15 protein-coding genes are annotated in these 16,297 nt (G+C 39.3%); 14 read left to right on the top strand and 1 reads right to left on the bottom strand.

Annotated elements, in window-relative coordinates:
• Window positions 1-173 precede the first annotated feature (173 nt).
• The 10 genes from ACFX4G_RS12470 (at window position 174) to ACFX4G_RS12425 (ending at window position 11,348) form a co-directional block, all read left to right on the top strand.
• Entirely contained in the window at window positions 174-1,544 is a 1,371-nt protein-coding gene (locus ACFX4G_RS12470) for a sigma-54 interaction domain-containing protein (protein WP_228540963.1), read from the top strand.
• Between the two features lie 73 nt (window positions 1,545-1,617).
• A complete protein-coding gene (locus ACFX4G_RS12465; RefSeq protein WP_057274446.1) occupies window positions 1,618-2,934 on the top strand; it encodes an aspartate aminotransferase family protein in 1,317 nt (438 codons plus the stop codon).
• Window positions 2,935-2,997: 63 nt separating this feature from the next.
• Complete coding sequence (locus ACFX4G_RS12460) at window positions 2,998-4,407, top strand: sodium:solute symporter family protein (protein ID WP_026106757.1); 1,410 nt, start codon at window positions 2,998-3,000, stop codon at window positions 4,405-4,407.
• 110 nt (window positions 4,408-4,517) lie between these two features.
• The gene (locus ACFX4G_RS12455; RefSeq protein ID WP_162213732.1) at window positions 4,518-4,982 is read left to right on the top strand and encodes a CBO0543 family protein; all 465 of its coding nucleotides are present in this window, start codon (window positions 4,518-4,520) and stop codon (window positions 4,980-4,982) included.
• Window positions 4,983-5,081: 99 nt separating this feature from the next.
• Window positions 5,082-6,419 carry an MFS transporter gene (locus ACFX4G_RS12450; RefSeq protein ID WP_098321960.1) on the top strand — a complete coding sequence of 446 codons (1,338 nt, stop codon included), beginning with the start codon at window positions 5,082-5,084 and terminating at the stop codon, window positions 6,417-6,419.
• Between the two features lie 331 nt (window positions 6,420-6,750).
• Window positions 6,751-9,780: an efflux RND transporter permease subunit gene (locus tag ACFX4G_RS12445; protein ID WP_377575074.1), complete on the top strand. Its 3,030-nt coding sequence runs from the start codon at window positions 6,751-6,753 to the stop codon at window positions 9,778-9,780.
• A gap of 123 nt (window positions 9,781-9,903) precedes the next feature.
• Entirely contained in the window at window positions 9,904-10,179 is a 276-nt protein-coding gene (locus tag ACFX4G_RS12440) for a hypothetical protein (RefSeq protein ID WP_377575071.1), read from the top strand.
• Window positions 10,167-10,340, top strand: coding sequence for a Fe3+ hydroxamate ABC transporter substrate-binding protein (locus ACFX4G_RS12435; RefSeq protein ID WP_097824148.1), 174 nt, complete (start codon window positions 10,167-10,169; stop codon window positions 10,338-10,340). Before ACFX4G_RS12440 ends, ACFX4G_RS12435 begins: the two co-directional genes overlap by 13 nt.
• A gap of 105 nt (window positions 10,341-10,445) precedes the next feature.
• Window positions 10,446-10,709: an autorepressor SdpR family transcription factor gene (locus ACFX4G_RS12430; protein ID WP_377575068.1), complete on the top strand. Its 264-nt coding sequence runs from the start codon at window positions 10,446-10,448 to the stop codon at window positions 10,707-10,709.
• Window positions 10,710-11,348 carry an SdpI family protein gene (locus tag ACFX4G_RS12425; RefSeq protein ID WP_377575065.1) on the top strand — a complete coding sequence of 213 codons (639 nt, stop codon included), beginning with the start codon at window positions 10,710-10,712 and terminating at the stop codon, window positions 11,346-11,348.
• Between the two features lie 149 nt (window positions 11,349-11,497).
• Here the strand turns inward: ACFX4G_RS12425 and ACFX4G_RS12420 are convergent, their stop codons facing one another.
• Window positions 11,498-12,490 (bottom strand): DUF3231 family protein, encoded by a 993-nt coding sequence (locus ACFX4G_RS12420; protein ID WP_377575062.1) that lies wholly within the window; start codon window positions 12,488-12,490, stop codon window positions 11,498-11,500.
• A 409-nt stretch (window positions 12,491-12,899) separates the two neighbouring features.
• On the opposite strand from ACFX4G_RS12420, the gene ACFX4G_RS12415 reads away from it, so the two are divergent.
• From ACFX4G_RS12415 to ACFX4G_RS12400, 4 genes are all read left to right on the top strand, one after another.
• Window positions 12,900-14,837: an asparagine synthase-related protein gene (locus tag ACFX4G_RS12415; protein ID WP_377575059.1), complete on the top strand. Its 1,938-nt coding sequence runs from the start codon at window positions 12,900-12,902 to the stop codon at window positions 14,835-14,837.
• A 14-nt stretch (window positions 14,838-14,851) separates the two neighbouring features.
• Window positions 14,852-14,977, top strand: coding sequence for a paeninodin family lasso peptide (locus ACFX4G_RS12410; RefSeq protein ID WP_014461234.1), 126 nt, complete (start codon window positions 14,852-14,854; stop codon window positions 14,975-14,977).
• Window positions 14,978-15,070: 93 nt separating this feature from the next.
• Window positions 15,071-16,003: a phosphoenolpyruvate carboxykinase (ATP) gene (locus ACFX4G_RS12405; RefSeq protein WP_377575056.1), complete on the top strand. Its 933-nt coding sequence runs from the start codon at window positions 15,071-15,073 to the stop codon at window positions 16,001-16,003.
• Window positions 15,996-16,295, top strand: coding sequence for a lasso peptide biosynthesis PqqD family chaperone (locus tag ACFX4G_RS12400; RefSeq protein WP_377575053.1), 300 nt, complete (start codon window positions 15,996-15,998; stop codon window positions 16,293-16,295). The genes ACFX4G_RS12405 and ACFX4G_RS12400 overlap by 8 nt, the downstream gene beginning before the upstream one ends.
• The last annotated feature ends 2 nt before the right edge of the window (window positions 16,296-16,297 follow it).

The raw sequence follows: 16,297 nt of genomic DNA, 5'->3' as shown, positions 1-16,297 counted from the left end.
AGAAGTTATAACTTCATAAAAATATATTAATGCATTTTTAACTTCATTTCAATTGCTGTTTCAAAATAAAAAGAAGTCCTTGTGATATAATAAATTGATTATTCAAAAATAAATGCCGTATTCAAAAACGAATTGTGTTTTATTCAAAAATGAATAGAAAGCAGGGAGCATACATGAATTCAGAATGGAATGAAAATCAGTGGATCCTTCATTCATTAAAAGATGATTTGCTTGTGACGGATGAAAAAGGCATCATTGTCCGAATACATGAAGGAACGGGAAACATTTACGATGTAAAAGCTGAAAAACTGCTGGGAAAGTCTGTTTATGAACTTGAAAAACAAGGGCTTTTTACACCAATCGTCACGCCAATTGTGCTTGAAACAAAGAAGAAAATTACGCTTGTACAAACAACTAAACAAGGCAAGCAAGTGCTCGTTACAGGCATTCCTGTCAAAGATGAAAAAGGAGAGATTAAAAGAATCGTCAGCTATTCTCATGATGTGACGGAGCTTATGGAAATGAAAACATATCTTGATGCGATGGAAGGCGAAATGCAGCGTGTAAAGAGCGAGCTTATGCTGCTAAGAAACCAAAACCTATCAACTGAAGGAATTGTATGCAACAGCGAAAAGATGCAGCAGGTTCTTCGTACGGCTGTTCACGTTTCGAATGTAGACGTAAATATTTTACTTTTAGGGCAGTCAGGAGTAGGAAAAACGCACTTAGCCAAGCTGATACATAACAAAAGTACAAGAAGCAAAGGGCCGTTTATTGAAGTGAACTGCGGGGCGATTCCAGATCATTTATTTGAAGCTGAACTGTTTGGCTACGAAGCGGGTGCTTTCACCGGTGCATCTAAAAATGGAAAAGTGGGACTGGTCGAATTAGCAGATGGAGGTACGCTTTTTTTAGATGAAGTCGGAGAACTGTCACCGGCGCATCAAGTAAAAATCTTAAAGCTCATTCAAGAAAAACAGTTTTATTCCGTTGGAGGAAGAAAGCCTAAAACCGTGGACTTTCGCTTAATTGCAGCGACGAACAAAGATTTGGAAAAAGCCGTTGCTGAAAAAGAGTTTCGAGAAGATTTATACTTTCGTTTAAGCGTCGTACCGATTACCATTCCATCTTTGAACGAGCGCCCCGAAGATATTTTTCCGCTGCTCACACATTTTGCCGAGCAGTTTGAAAAGAAATACAACCGAAAAAGAACGTTTGATAACGCGGTTATTCACGCACTGCTTGCACATGAGTGGAAAGGAAACGTACGAGAGTTAATTAATGTGATTGAACACGCCGTGGTTGTGTCTTCACAAACGCTGATTACAATGGAGCATTTGCCGCATTCTCTGCATAGAAAAAAACGGATTCAGCACGTTGAAGAACATGGGGAAATGAAGCTTAATGACGCATTAAACGAGCTGGAAAAAGAGATATTAGTAAAAGCAAAAAAACAGTACAAAACGACAACAGAAATAGGGGAAGCGCTTGGAATCAGTCAGCCTTCAGTTGTTAGAAAATTAAAAAAACATTCCGTTTTTTAACGTATTTGGCACGCTCTTTGCATGTAAAACAAGTACAAATACATTACTTGATAGATTGCGAGGAGGAAGTCATATGACGCAGGCATCACTTACACAGTTAATGAACAGTCTACCGGATTTACTAGCACCAAGCATGGCGAAAGATCATCCTAATTTACCGGTGGTAAAAGCAGAGGGCTGCTACTACTACGGAGCGGACGGAAAAACGTATTTAGATTTCACGTCAGGTATTGCAACAGCGAATACAGGTCATCGTCACCCTAAAGTTGTACAAGCGATTAAAGAAAGCGTTGATCACCTTATGCACGGCCCGTCAGGTGTGATTATGTACAAATCCATTTTACAGCTGGCGGAAGAATTAAAAACAGTATTGCCAAGAGGCCTGGACTGCTTTTTCTTTGCTAACAGCGGAACTGAAGCAATAGAAGGAGCGTTAAAACTGGCAAAGTACGTTACGCAAAGACCTTATACGGTTTCGTTTATGGGCTGCTTTCACGGCCGTTCTCTCGGAGCGCTCAGCGTGACGACATCAAAAAGCAAATACCGGAAATTTCTTCAGCCATCGGGCTTAACGTATCAAGTACCTTATGCAGATGTGACTCAGTGTCCAAAAGGAGAAGATCCGGAAATCTACTGCGTAGAAAAGCTGGAAAGAGATTTTGCCACTTTGTTTAAGCATCAAGTAACGCCGGAAGAAGTAGCGTGCATGATTGTAGAGCCGGTTCTTGGAGAAGGAGGCTACGTGATTCCTCCGAAAGCGTGGCTCCAAAAAATAAGAGAAGTGTGTGACAGACATGGCATTCTGCTTATTTTTGACGAAGTGCAAACAGGATTCGGACGCACCGGCGAGTGGTTTGCAGCTCAAACGTTTGACGTGACGCCTGATATTATGGCAATCGCAAAAGGCATAGCATCAGGACTTCCGTTAAGTGCTACCGTAGCTTCCAAACAGCTAATGGAAAAGTGGCCGATTGGTACACACGGAACCACTTTTGGAGGCAATCCCATTGCTTGTTCAGCAGCGCTTGCGACGTTGGACGTATTAAAAGAAGAAAAGCTGATTGAAAATTCAAAAGCAATGGGGAAATATGCAGCGGATCAGCTTCAGCATTTAAAAGCGAAGCATGAAGTTATCGGAAGTATTCGTTCAGTAGGACTAATGATTGGAATTGAAATTATTAATCCAAAAACAAAGCAAGGTGACGGAAATCTTCTTCTTGAGATTCTAGACAAATGTTTGGAAAAAGGGGTGCTGTTTTACCTTTGCGGAAATAGCGGAGAAGTGATTCGAATGATTCCTCCTTTAACGATTACAAAAGAAGAAATTGATGCCGGGCTTCGGGTATTAGACGAAGCATTGACAGAAATCACAAGTCTTCACGTGATCTAAAGCTTTAGGAAGCTCTTTGTTTCAATGAAAAATAGATTGACCCATAATAAGGAGGAATCTGTTATGAACGGACTGGATATGACGGTTATGTTTGTCTATTTTGGCGTATTGGTTGTAGCTGGTATTATTGGCTCGTTAAAAGCAAAGTCATCAGAAGATTTTATTTTAGCCGGACGAAACTTAGGGATGTTCATGTATTTAGGGTGTTTGTCAGCCGTTATTTTAGGCGGGGCGTCGACGATTGGAACGGCTCAGCTTGGCTATGAGCACGGGCTGTCTGGCATTTGGTTTGTGACGATGATTGGACTTGGAATCATTACGCTTGGCACGATTTTCATTAAGCGGATTTCGTCGTTGAAAGTGACAACTATCAGTGAACTGCTAGGAAAAAGATATAACGCTCAAGCGCAAATTATCAGCGCCGTTGTTGCCGCTATTTATACACTCATGGTATCAGTCACTCAAGTGATTGGAATGGGAACGATCATTCATGCGCTGCTTGGATGGAACATGACGGCCTCGATGTTAATTGGGGGTTCGATTGTTCTGTTCTATACGATTTTAGGCGGAATGTGGAGCGTAACGGTCACTGATATTATTCAATTTGTTGTGATGACGGTGGCAATTTTTGGATTTATGCTTCCAATGAGCGTATCAGAAGCAGGAGGTTTCAAAGCCCTTGCCGGAGATTTACCATCATCTTATTTTGATTTTTCATCCATTGGATACGGTCAAATCTTTCAGTATTTCCTCTTGTATACGCTTGGTATGGCAGTATCTCAAGATATTTGGCAGCGGGTATTTACGGCGCGAACAGAAAAAATCGCCCGAAACGGCTCCATTTTTGCAGGTGTGTATAGCATTGCCTACGCGATTGCGGGAAGCGTAATTGGAATGTGTGCGTATTTGCTGCTGCCAAACGCAGAAAGCAGTCAAAGCATATTTGCGACGCTTGCAGTTCAAATCCTGCCTCAAGGGTTATTAGGTCTCGTACTAGCGGGAGTTTGTTCGGCGCTGATGTCAACTGCTTCAGGAACGCTGCTTGCGTCTTCTACGCTGATTAGTAATGATATTATTAAAAAAGTGTGGCTTAAAAATATTTCAGAGAAAAATTATTTAATTTTAACACGCGTAAATACGCTTATTGTTGGCGTGCTTGCTATTATTTTTGCTCTTTGGATTCAAGACGTGCTTGTCGCTTTAGACGTTGCGTATGCCATTTTATCAGGAGCAATTTTTGTTCCGTTTGTTGTGTCGCTGTTTTGGAAAGACATTCATCCAAAAGCAGGGGTTTCAGCTATTGTTGTCAGTACACTAGTAGTACTTGGAGGTCTATTGATTGAGGGACTTTCTTCTACCACGCCAATCCTATACGGAATTTCAAGCAGCATTATTATAATGGCTGGATTTGCGGTTATGGCTCGAAACAAAGAACTGTCTGACCAAGAGCCGGTAAGCGAAGATGTAAAATAAGAAAAGAACGGCTTCTCCTTTACGGTGAGAAGCTTTTTATATTCCTGCTTATTATTTTAGCCAGTAATCGTACATACTAATAGATATTCCCAAAGAAAAGAGTGTTACAAATGGAACGAACACTGCTAAAAGGGCTAACTGTGTTGTGTGCAGTTCTTTTTCCTTTTGTTGTAAAAAAACCGAGATTTAAAGAAATGCTGATTGTCTTTTTTGCAAAAGGGATTTTGGCCACGCTTATTGATGCTTATGCTGTAAACACGAATCGAATCAAATATCCTGTTCGGCCGTATCCTCGCATTTTTTCAACTAATATTTTATATGATCTGCTGTTTTTTCCTTTGCTAAGTATGGTTTGGGTTAGACAATCTTATGAAGACAAGCTTCCTGCAATCTTACTAAAAAGCTTGATGTGGAGCGTTCCGATGAGTATCAGCCAGTGGTATTTAGAGAGAAATAGCAATCTGTTTAAATGGAAAAAGTGGACCATCTTTCATACATTTGCAAGTGTTAGTTTTACATTGCTGACAATCAGGGGGTTAGCTGGCCTTGTCAAAAAAGCAGATAAAAAGCTATAGCTCAGCTTTTTATCTGCTTTTTTATGCACAAATCTAGACAACATCTATCAAGCAGGAGTAAACTAAATGCTCAGATTATACAGATAAGGAGATTGTCAAATGAAAAGCAGAACGTCCGTAATGGTTAGTATTGTGCTGGCAATGCTAGTGGCTTCGCTTGATTCAACGATTATGAATACGACGATGCCCGTTATTGCAAAAGAGCTTGGAAGATTTGATTTGTACGCGTGGTCGTTTGCTTCGTACATGATTGCAAGTACGATTTTATCTCCAGTAGCGGGAAGATTATCGGATTTATTTGGCCGCAAAAAAGTATTTGGGTTTGGAATTATTGCTTTTTTAATTGGTTCGATGCTTTGCGGCGTGGCGAATACGATGATTCAGCTTGTTCTTTTCCGTGCGGTTCAAGGAATAGGAGCCGGATTTATGGTGGCGTTTCCCGCTATTATTGCCGGAGACTTATTTCCCGTAGAGAAACGTGGGAAAATTCAAGCGCTGTTTACAACGATGTGGGGATTATCAGCTGTGTTGGCTCCGCTTTTAGGCGCTTTTTTTGTGGACTATTTAACGTGGAGATGGATTTTCTTTATTAATTTACCCGTATGTATTGTCTCATTTCTGACGTTAATGCCATATCAAGAAAGCTATGAGCCGAAAAGAGCGAAAGTCGATTACATCGGTGCCATTTTGTTTGGAGCGGGCGTTACGTCACTGCTGCTCGTTACGGTAGTGGAACAGAACCAAGTTGTGTATACAGTCGCGGGACTTATTTTATTAGTTATTTTTTATTTGCATGAACGAAAACATGCTTCTCCGATTGTCCCGATGTCTATGTTCCAAAACAAAACGCTGTCATGGATTAATATCAATGCGTTTATTGGAACGGTGGCTTTATTCGGTACGTCGAGCTATATTCCGTTATTTTTACAGCGAGTGGCGCATCTGTCACTGTTTATGAGCGGAGTTGCGCTGTTAGGAACAGCGGTCGGATGGATGTCTGTGTCCGTGCCTGCGGGTAAATGGATTTTAAAACACGGCTACAGAAAGCTTTTGTTAATCGGAAATGTGCTGCTGGTTGGATCAGGAACGCTGCTGCTGATGCTAAATGAAAGTCATGGTTTCTTTTATGTGTTTTGCGTCATGATTGTGCAAGGACTATCGTTTGGTCTGCTTTCTACGGTTGGAGTCATTGGTGTGCAGCAATTAGTAGGAGGACATGAAAGAGGTATTTCTACGTCGTTTTTTATGTTTTGCAGAAACATGGGAACAGCAATCGGCGTTACCATTATGGGTGCTTTGCTGACTTCAGGCGGAAGCTTTATGGCAGGCATTCATCACTTGTTTTTATTTGGCTTTGCAGGAAGCATCGTGGCTTTATTAACGTCGTTAAAAATTCAAAACGATACAGAAGCAAAGCACAATCGAGCTGCTAGTTAAGGGGATTTATGCTAAATATGTTTATTTCATAAAAAAACGGGAAGAAACCAAATAAGGTCATAGAATTGCCTGAAAAATCGTAGGAATATTCTTCTTCTTCTTTCACTTACTACATGTGGGACGCCGGGTATCGGCGTCTTTTTTTTGTGCTGTAAAGAGACTGATTATATAACCAAAAGCATATACATAAACGATTTTGTTCAAACAATGGGACTTTTCACAAAAATAAGTCTTTAAATGGTAAGGAACATTAGGTATAATTTAGTAGTTATTTAGCATATTTTAGAAATGTTTGACTGAGTTCGTACGAAAAAGTGAAAGGGGAAATTTCATGTCATGGCTCACCAAATGGTCGTTTAAAAACAAAGCGGCTATCACCATTATGTCTATTTTAATTTTAGCTTTAGGCGTCATTAGTTATTTTACACTTCCGATGGAATTCCTGCCGACCGCTGATCAGCCTCAAGTGTCAGTAGTAGTTATGGGGCAAGGAACGGATGCAGATTCCATGGAAAAACAAGTTACGTCACCAATTGAAGAAGCGGTAGCCGGTATTAAAGGAAAAAGCAACGTGTATTCCACAACAGGAGACGGATATTCTAAAATCGATATTTTATTTGAATCCAAAACGGATATGAAAGAAGCAAAAACAAACGTCCAAGAAGCGCTGTCTTCCGTGCAGCTTCCAGCCAATGTATCAAAACCTAATGTTATTCAATTAAATACCTCTATGATTCCCATCGCAGATATTTCACTTACATTTAAAGAAGGGTTAACAAGAGACAACCTAGACCTTGCAGAGAAAAAACTAATTCCTAAATATAAAGACATCAAAGGCATTGCTAGCGTTCAAACATATGGAACGGCTGATTCCTATGTGTCTATTAAAGTTGATAATAAAAAATTGTCCGAAAAGAACGTGACCATTGATAAAGTCATCAGCGTGTTAGAAGGAAAAAACACGTCGCTTGCAGTTGGAGAAAAAGTCATTAATAACAAGTCGAGCAATATTAACGTAACAGGCAAAATTGACAGCTTGGATAAAGTGAAAAAGCTTCCGGTTGCACCGAATGTAACACTAGGAGACCTTGCAAAAGTAGAGGTGAAAAAGCCTGAAGGCGTCGTGACGCATATTAACGGAAAAGATGCACTTTTACTTATTGTTACAAAAGACAGTCACTCAAACGCCGTTAGCATTACAAAAGAAGTAAAAAAACTGTCTGAACAAATCAGCAAAGATTATAAAAATGTAAATGCTTCTGTATTTTTTGCCACAGGAGACAGCGTGCAAAACTCTGTTCATTCAATGATGAAAGAAGTGTTGCTAGGCGCATTTTTTGCGACCGTTGTAATCATGCTGTTTTTACGTAGTGTACGCTCTACGTTTATCACAATTGTATCCATTCCTTTATCGCTTTGCTTTACGCTTTTCCTATTATCCAAATCAGGTGTCACGCTTAATATTTTAACGCTTGGAGGAGTAGCGGTAGCGATTGGAAGATTGGTAGATGATAGCATCGTTGTTATTGAAAACATCTTTCGAAAAATGCAAAAAGAAGAATTTTCGCTTGGCTTGATTATTGATGCGACAAAAGAAGTAGGCTCTGCTATTACCGCTTCTACGCTAACGACAGTGGCCGTCTTTTTACCAATCGGCCTTGTAAATGGAGGTCTTCAAGACTTTATGCTTCCGTTTGCTCTAACGCTGACGTATTCGCTGCTATCTTCATTAATTGTGGCGCTTACCGTTGTACCGTTAATGAGCGCCGGATTATTAAAAAATGAAAAACTTCGCAAGCACAAACAGCCGGTTCGTTTTACAAAGGTTATTACGTGGTCGCTTAATCATAAATGGGTTGTGCTGCTGCTTTCGCTGCTTTTATTTGTCGGATCTATTGGTGCCTACACGATGATGCCTAAAGGAGCGGTGGATAACTCTTCATCTGACTTTGTAGGCACGACGTTAAGCTATCCAAATAATACGCCAATTAAAACCGTAGAAGAAAAATCACTGCAGCTTGAACGCTATATTTTAGCTCAAAAAGAAGTGAAAGATGTATATATGCAGCTTGGTAATACAGACGAAGGAGCAAAGTGGGGAGACGTTGGGTCGCCTACTGAAGCTACGTATACGATTATAGTAAAAGACAGTGAAAACATTGATTCGCTGATGAAACGAATTGAAAATCAAAAGAAACTCTATGACGGAGGGGATCTTAGCGTAAGTGCTGCTTCACTAATGGGAGCGTCTACTACTTCGATTACCGTTGATGTAATTGGAAATGACATGAACAAGTTAGAAAAGACGGCAAGCAGCATTAAGAAAGAAATTAGCGATATAAAAGGAGTAGACAAAGTTTCTACCAACCAAGATGAAAAGAAAACCATTTACTCTTTAGACGTAGATCCAACAAAAGCGAACACTCAGCAAGTAGCGCAGCAGCTTGGCGTTATGCTGAATAAAACGCCGATTGGAGCGATAGATTTAGAAGGCAAACAAGCGAACGTATTTCTTGAATCTGTCCTAAATCCAACATCACCAAAAGAGTTAAAAGATATTTCTATTATGACAGAGGCAGGACCGTCACCTGTTTCAAAGGTGGCTTCACTAACGCAATCTGAAAAGCCAACAAATCAGTTTCATAAAAATGGAGACCCGTATATTCAAGTGACAGCGGATGTCAATCCAGAAAAGCTTTCAGAGATTAATAAAGAGATTCAAACAACGATTTTTGGAGACGGTAAGAATAAAGGACTATCGATTTCAAAAGATGTTGACGTTGTAATCGGCGGAGCAAGCACGCAGCAAGGAGAAGATTTCTCTGACTTGTTCATTACGATGCTCGTGTCAATTGGTATTGTGTTCTTAATTATGGTGATTACGTTTAAAACGATTCGCACGCCGTTTGCGATTTTATTTTCACTTCCGCTTGCTGCAATCGGTGCCGTGTTAGGTTTATTAATCAGCCGTATTCCAGTAGATATAACGGCTTTACTTGGAGCATTAATGCTGATTGGTATCGTTGTGACCAATGCAATTGTACTTCTAGACCGCGTGAAGCAAAATGAAAAGAAAATGATTATGCGCGATGCCATTGTCGAAGCAGCCGCTACGCGTATGCGTCCAATTGTCATGACGTCCGCTGCTACGATTTGTGCAATGCTGCCGCTTTTATTTAAACAAAGCGAAAGCGGAAGCCTTGTTTCTCAAAGTCTTGCAGTCGTTGTAATCGGAGGATTAGCCGTTGCGACTCTTCTTACGCTTGTAGTCATTCCGGTTGTATATGAACTGCTTCATTTCAGAAAATCAAAAAAGCAAAGAATACAGCAAAAACAGCAGGAAGACGTAACGCCGCTATAATGTTTAAAAGGAGCTAGGACATAAGTATATAAGTTGAAGGAAGATCCGAACGATGAATCGTTCGGATTTTTTCATTGATGATAGGGTGAACGTAGGTTTCATGTCTCTAGTTGCTTCTAGCTGGTGATTGGAGGGCAAGACGAAGACTCCTGCGGGAAAAGCGGAAGGGGTGAGACCCCGCAGGAGCGCAAGCGACGAGGAGGCTCACCGACCGCCCGCGGAAAGCGTAGTCTTGCATGGAAATCACCAGCGGTTCAGCTCATTCCTCCCATTCCTTCCATTTATTCATCTTTAGATGGAATTGATTTGGTTACATTCCAGCTTCTTTTTTATGAAACCTTTTGGCTAGTCAAACGTATAGTTATACAAAGAGATGGAGGGATAATATGTTTGCAATAAAGGAGCAGTGTTCCGTTTGTCAAAAAGAAATTCAGCCGAATGAAGAAGTATGGATGCGAATGAAGTATCCAAGTAAAAGAGGCATGACCGAAATTAAAGCTTTTCTACATCAAGAAGCGCAGTTTGTATGCATGGACTGCTTTGAAAAAACAAAAAAATGAGTCAAATGCAGATGTTCTCTTTTTAAAATATTGACATATTATATCTTGTAATTTAACATTTAGATAATTATCTAAATACTTAAATTTGATGGAGATGAACTTCAATTGAATGAAACGTTTAAAGCTTTAGCGGATCCCACTCGCAGAAAGATTTTAGAGCTGCTGAAAGAGCGGGATTTAACCGCAGGAGAAATTTTCGAGTATTTTAATATGACCAAACCAAGCATCTCAAATCATTTAAAAATCTTGAAGCAAGCGGACCTCGTTCAAGATGAAAAAAGAGGGCAGTTTGTGATTTATTCGTTAAATACAACCGTTTTTCAAGATTTAATCGGCTGGTTTTTCAGCTTTCAGAAAGGAGAGAGTTAAATGAAAAAGCACGTATTTCCTTTAAGTATTACCGTTTTAACACTAGTTGCATGGCTGGTTGCACTGCCGCATCTTCCAGCTGAGATGCCCATTCACTGGGGAGCAAATGGAGAAGCAGATGGATTTGCAACGAAGATAAACGCAATGATCTTAACAGTAGGCATCATGGTACTTATTTATTTTATCATCGCATTTGTTCCGCGAATTGACCCGCGTAAAGAAAATTATAAGTACTTTTCAAAAACGTATAACATCCTGTTAAATGCCGTACTGCTATTATTCTTTTTTGTAAATATGAGCACTATTTTACAGGGGCTTGGCTATAATGTGCCGATGTCGTACATTGCTCCAATTATGGCTGGACTCGTTTTTATCATTATCGGAAACTACTTGCAGCGCGTGCGCTCGAACTATTTTATGGGGATTCGTACACCGTGGACATTGAGCAATGAAACCGTATGGAAAAAGACGCATCGTTTATCTGGAAAAATCTTTTTTATCGGCGGACTGCTAATTCTTATTAGCGCTTTTTTACCTGATGGATACAAGTCAGTTATCATGTGGGGCAGTATCGTTCTGTGCGTGGCGATTCCTTACCTGTATTCGTATTTGGCGTATAAAAAAGAAATGAATATGTAGGCATACCAAAAAATCCGGTGAACATACCGGATTTTTTTATGGATAATATACCAGCCGTAACGCCACCGTTCGTGTCACGCCGGCTGTTGGGAATAAATACAGCATAAAGTATGAAACGCGTTTCAGGTCAAGAGCTGCTATAGAAAAACTTACATTTGCTTACGATCGCTTGCTTCAGGCGGCTTTTCAATCCAACCGTTTTTAATCATTACTTCGCTGCAGCGCCCGGCTACTTTTAAGTCTCGTAAAATACATGCTTCACAGTGCCCGACAATATCAAGCCTCATGCTGGTAGTCATTGCCGTTGCGTAATAGGTAATGGCTACTTTAAACATTGCGCCTGCGTGAAACGTCATCAGCTTTTCTGAAAAAGGCGCGTGCGTAGACGTTGTGATTTCATTATCCAAAAGCGGAGGAGTATGAAGGTTTTCTTCGTGCATAATGGAAGAATAAAGCTCAATATGCTTGTGTGCTACATCAAGCCCTGCCTCCATTACTTTCCGTACATCTTTTCGTTTGCTGACTTGTTTAAACGCAATTAAAAGCGCTTTGGTTGCCATGCTTTTGCGTAAATTAAAATAAATATTTCCAGCTTCATTTGCGTTTAAAAGACGCTGCTTCTCTACAAAATCAAGAGCGTAAGTCAACTCTGTAATCGACTCTTGCTTTTTCGGGGTTAAAAAATAAGGAGCTGGCACATAAAGATTTTGTGCTAAAAGCAGGTCGAGCGATCGATTGTAGATTTCCATGGCATCTAAATTGCACTGATGATAATAATCTCGAAGATCTCGGCGAACTGACACGCTAAATGAAATACCGTACCCTGACAAGCCGTGAATCGTCATGTCGTGAAGATACTTCAGCCAAAAAGAGTCTGTAAAAAGCGGAGGTGCGTGCAAGTCCACATCTTCATCTGTAAATCCTTTCGGCAGCGGAAAATGTTCAGCATGAAAAATGGCAGTAAGCAGCTCAATATGCTTTTTTGATAACTCTAGCGAAAAGGCAAACAGCGACCGAATCTCGGCATCCGTTACCGTTGCAAGGACGTGTTTCGCTACACAGATCGCCAGCGTATCCTGGTGATACTGCGTGCATAGACTCGTTATTTCAGTTGAAGTCAAACGCTTGCTTTCTGCGTTCAATTGGCTTTCCTCCTATCTATAAAAATGGTACGTATCTATGAAAAAACAGATAAGTATAGTGTGGACAAGGGTGTGTTAAATTATTCCATGAGCAAAACGCTTATTAGTGAAGAGTTAACAAAGGTGCTCGCTGATTGTTAAGTAGAATATAAGAAGGAAGTTTGTTCTTGATTAAGATCAATATCCGATTGAACACGACATTTGCACTAATTAGTGGATATTTATCGAAAAATGTTCTTTATTGAGGTTTACTTTTTGGTATTTGTTCTCTATAATAGTCATTACTTGGTGATTATTTAGTAAAAAAGAATTAAAAACAAAGTTTGATTAGATATATATGACAAATGACAGGGTGTAGTGGTTATTATTGTTCTTAATAAAGAACAGAGAAGTCGTGAGAGGAGAAAATATGAGTGCAATAGCTGGAATTTATCATTTTAGTAACAATCCCGTATCTCACGAAGAGGTAGCTAACGTTCTTCAAGCTTTATCCAAATATCCAGCTGATGACATACAGGTATGGAAAAAGGGAAATGTTTCACTTTTGAGTCATACACAGTGGATAACGTCAGAATCTGTTGGAGAAAAATTACCTTATTATGACTATGAGAAGCAATTAGCTATTACCGCAGATGCGATTATTGATAATCGTGAAGAATTGGTAGATCAGTTGCAAATCAAGGATATCTATAAAACGAAAATTACAGATAGTGAATTGATTTTGCTTGCTTATCATAAATGGGGAGAGGAAGCGCCCAAATTTCTGGTGGGAGACTTTGCTTTTGTAATTTGGGATGAGAAAAAGCAAAAGTTATTTGGAGCAAGGGATTTTTCAGGAAACAGAACTCTATATTTTTTCAAAAATGCTACAAGCATGGCTTTTTGCACCGCTATTAATCCGTTATTTTCATTACCTTATATAAAAAAATCTTTAAATGAAGAGTGGCTTGCAGAATTTTTAGCCATTCCAATAACATTTGAGTCAACGGATGCTGCTTCAACTGTTTATAAAGAAATTCAACAAATACCGCCTTCCCATACAATAACCGTTTATCATAATCGGATTGAAGTGAAGAGATATTGTATATTACGCGAAGAAAAGAAGCTGAATCTAAAATCAAACGAAGAATACGAAGAAGCATTTCGCGACGTTTTTCAACAAGCCGTGGATTCTAAGCTAAGAACGCGATTGCAGGTCGGCGCTCACTTAAGCGGAGGGTTGGATTCAGGATCAGTAGCTGGTTTTGCTTCTAAATCTCTTTATAAAGAAAACAAAAAATTACATACATTTAGCTATATCCCAATAAATGAATTTGAAGACTGGTCACCTAAAAGCAGAGTAGCAAATGAAAAGCCTTTTATCAAATCAACTGTTAATTACATAGGTAATATAGAAGATAATTACTTTGATTTTGAAGAAAAAAGTCCTTTTTCCGAAATTGATGAATGGCTTGAAATATTAGAAACACCTTACAAGTTCTTTGAAAACAGCTTTTGGCTTAAAGGTATTTATGAACAAGCCTCTAAAAAAGGGGTAGGAGTTTTACTAAATGGGCAGAGGGGAAATTGGACAATTTCCTGGGGGCCTGCACTAGACTATCAGGCACAGCTTTTAAAGAAGGGAAATCTAGCTAAATTCTTGCGAGAGCTGCGTTTGTACAGCAGGAATTTAGGAGTTGGAAGATCGCGTGTTCTTCCCGTAGTAGCCAAAAAAGCTTTTCCAAGATTGCATTCTCTCATCTCATCAGAGCAAGGAACGCCCTATCCCCCTATTATTAATCCTGATTTTGCCCAGAGATTTGATGTATATGCCAGATTAAAAGAACATGACATAAATACGAACGGACTGCTTACTAAAAGTGCTTATGAAATAAAGAAAACTCAATTTTTACAGCCGTATTATTGGAGTATTAACGGTACATATACAACAAAACTTTCTTTACATCATTCTTTATGGGATCGTGATCCGACAAACGATTTAAGAGTTATTCGCTTTTGCCTGTCGGTTCCTGAAACGCAGTTTGTTCAAAACGGTCAAGATAGATCTCTGATTAGAAGAGCAACTAAGAATGTTCTTCCAGATGATATAAGACTTAATCAAAGAACAAGAGGCTTGCAAGGAGCAGATGGCATTCAACGTATGATACCAGAATGGAATCTGTTTATAAATGAAATGGAAAAGGTAATAAACTCTGATTTTATAGCTGAATATTTTGATATGAACTTAATAAAGGCCGCTTTGGCAAATTTAAGGGACAATCCTAAGCCGGAATCTGTATTCAGCACTGACTTTAAGCTGTTAATGCGAAGCTTAATAGTATATCGATTTATGAATAAGTTTCTTTGAAAGGGGGTGAAACTATGAAAAAAGAGTGGAAGAAGCCAGTACTAGAAGTACTTGATGTAAATATGACTATGGCCGGCCCAGGAACTAGTATTCCTGATGCGGTACAGCCAGATCCAGACGAAACAGTTCACTACAGCTAATTTGAATAAATGATTATAGACAACAATTGCCCTTATACACATTGAGTTGTATGAGGGCTTTTCAAAAAATTAATAACATCTGGAGTGAAATCAATGATTAGTATCAAAAAAAAATATACTTACGATGCTTTTGGGCTAAATATTTTGAGTGAGCTGTCTTTGCCAGAATTAAATAGTCCAGTTTTTCCAGGTGATCATATAGACGTTTCTATTAAACTTTCAGACTTATCAATAGACAAAATTGAATTAGATCAAAAAAACGGTTTTACGGTCCGCAGCCATTACGTAGCGTTTGAAGTTCCTAGTCTAGCCGTTTTTTCTATAAAGAACGGAAAAGAAATTGTAGTAGCACCTCTTAATGACTTTGATGAAGCTAAGGCGAGGCTATATATACTGGGAACTTGTATGGGAGTCATTTTAATGCAGCAGCAAACCTTGCCTCTCCACGGCAGTGCGATAGCTATAAATGGAAGAGCTTATGCTATCGTTGGCAATTCTGGAGCCGGAAAGTCTACCTTGGCGTCAGCTTTTATTCAGAAAGGATATAAGCTCATAAGCGATGATGTAATTCCTGTTACGTTTTCAGATGAGCGTATTCCGATGGTTCAACCAACATATCCTCAGCAGAAGCTATGGGAAGAAAGCTTAAATGAGTTCGGATTGAATGCCAGAAAATATCAGCCTTTATTTGAAAGAGAAACAAAATATTCAGTGCCCGTAAAAGACAGTTTTTATAATCAACCAATTCCTTTAGCGGGAATCTTTGAGCTTGTAAAAGGGAGCGGGGAATCTGTAGAAATTCGCCAAACAAATGGATTAGAAAGCTTTCGGATTTTACTTCACCATACGTTTCGGGGTTCACTTCTGCAGAGGCTGGGATTAAAAGAGTGGCATTTTATTTATTCTTCAGAGATTCTTAAAAGCGTAAATACGTTTCAAGTAACGCGATCTTCTTCGAACTTTACGCCGTATGAGTCGGTATCTAAAATACTAAATATAGTGAAAGAAGGGAATTTAATTGATTAAATCAGACCAAATCCTGCCTAAGCATGTTGTTATACAGAGTGAGGGAAATATCGTAAGTGATATGGGAAATGAGAAAGTTATGCTAAATATTGAAAACGGTAAGTACTACAACCTAGGTGAAATTGGAGGAGACATCTGGGAAAGTATTAGTAAACCCACACAAGTAAACGAATTAGTGAATCATATTCTAAAAAAGTACGATGTTCAAACGGATAAATGTGAAGAAGAAGTTATTTCATTTTTAGATAACATGTATCAAGAAAATTTGATTGAGCTGGTTATGGAAGACTAAAT

The sequence above is a fragment of the Priestia sp. YIM B13486 genome, from assembly GCF_042787865.1.
GTDB classification, from domain to species: Bacteria; Bacillota; Bacilli; order Bacillales; family Bacillaceae_H; genus Priestia; species Priestia megaterium.
Note: the sequence above shows the minus strand (reverse complement) of the source record. Positions and strands in the feature narration are given on the sequence as shown.

Excerpts from the sequence above, each read along its gene's own strand:
- ACFX4G_RS12470 (WP_228540963.1), top strand. The coding sequence starts at position 174 with ATGAATTCAGAATGGAATGAAAATCAGTGGATCCTTCATTCATTAAAA.
- ACFX4G_RS12465 (WP_057274446.1), top strand. The coding sequence starts at position 1,618 with ATGACGCAGGCATCACTTACACAGTTAATGAACAGTCTACCGGATTTA.
- ACFX4G_RS12460 (WP_026106757.1), top strand. The coding sequence starts at position 2,998 with ATGAACGGACTGGATATGACGGTTATGTTTGTCTATTTTGGCGTATTG.
- ACFX4G_RS12455 (WP_162213732.1), top strand. The coding sequence starts at position 4,518 with ATGGAACGAACACTGCTAAAAGGGCTAACTGTGTTGTGTGCAGTTCTT.
- ACFX4G_RS12450 (WP_098321960.1), top strand. The coding sequence starts at position 5,082 with ATGAAAAGCAGAACGTCCGTAATGGTTAGTATTGTGCTGGCAATGCTA.
- ACFX4G_RS12445 (WP_377575074.1), top strand. The coding sequence starts at position 6,751 with ATGTCATGGCTCACCAAATGGTCGTTTAAAAACAAAGCGGCTATCACC.
- ACFX4G_RS12435 (WP_097824148.1), top strand. The coding sequence starts at position 10,167 with ATGTTTGCAATAAAGGAGCAGTGTTCCGTTTGTCAAAAAGAAATTCAG.
- ACFX4G_RS12425 (WP_377575065.1), top strand. The coding sequence starts at position 10,710 with ATGAAAAAGCACGTATTTCCTTTAAGTATTACCGTTTTAACACTAGTT.
- ACFX4G_RS12415 (WP_377575059.1), top strand. The coding sequence starts at position 12,900 with ATGAGTGCAATAGCTGGAATTTATCATTTTAGTAACAATCCCGTATCT.
- ACFX4G_RS12410 (WP_014461234.1), top strand. The coding sequence starts at position 14,852 with ATGAAAAAAGAGTGGAAGAAGCCAGTACTAGAAGTACTTGATGTAAAT.
- ACFX4G_RS12405 (WP_377575056.1), top strand. The coding sequence starts at position 15,071 with ATGATTAGTATCAAAAAAAAATATACTTACGATGCTTTTGGGCTAAAT.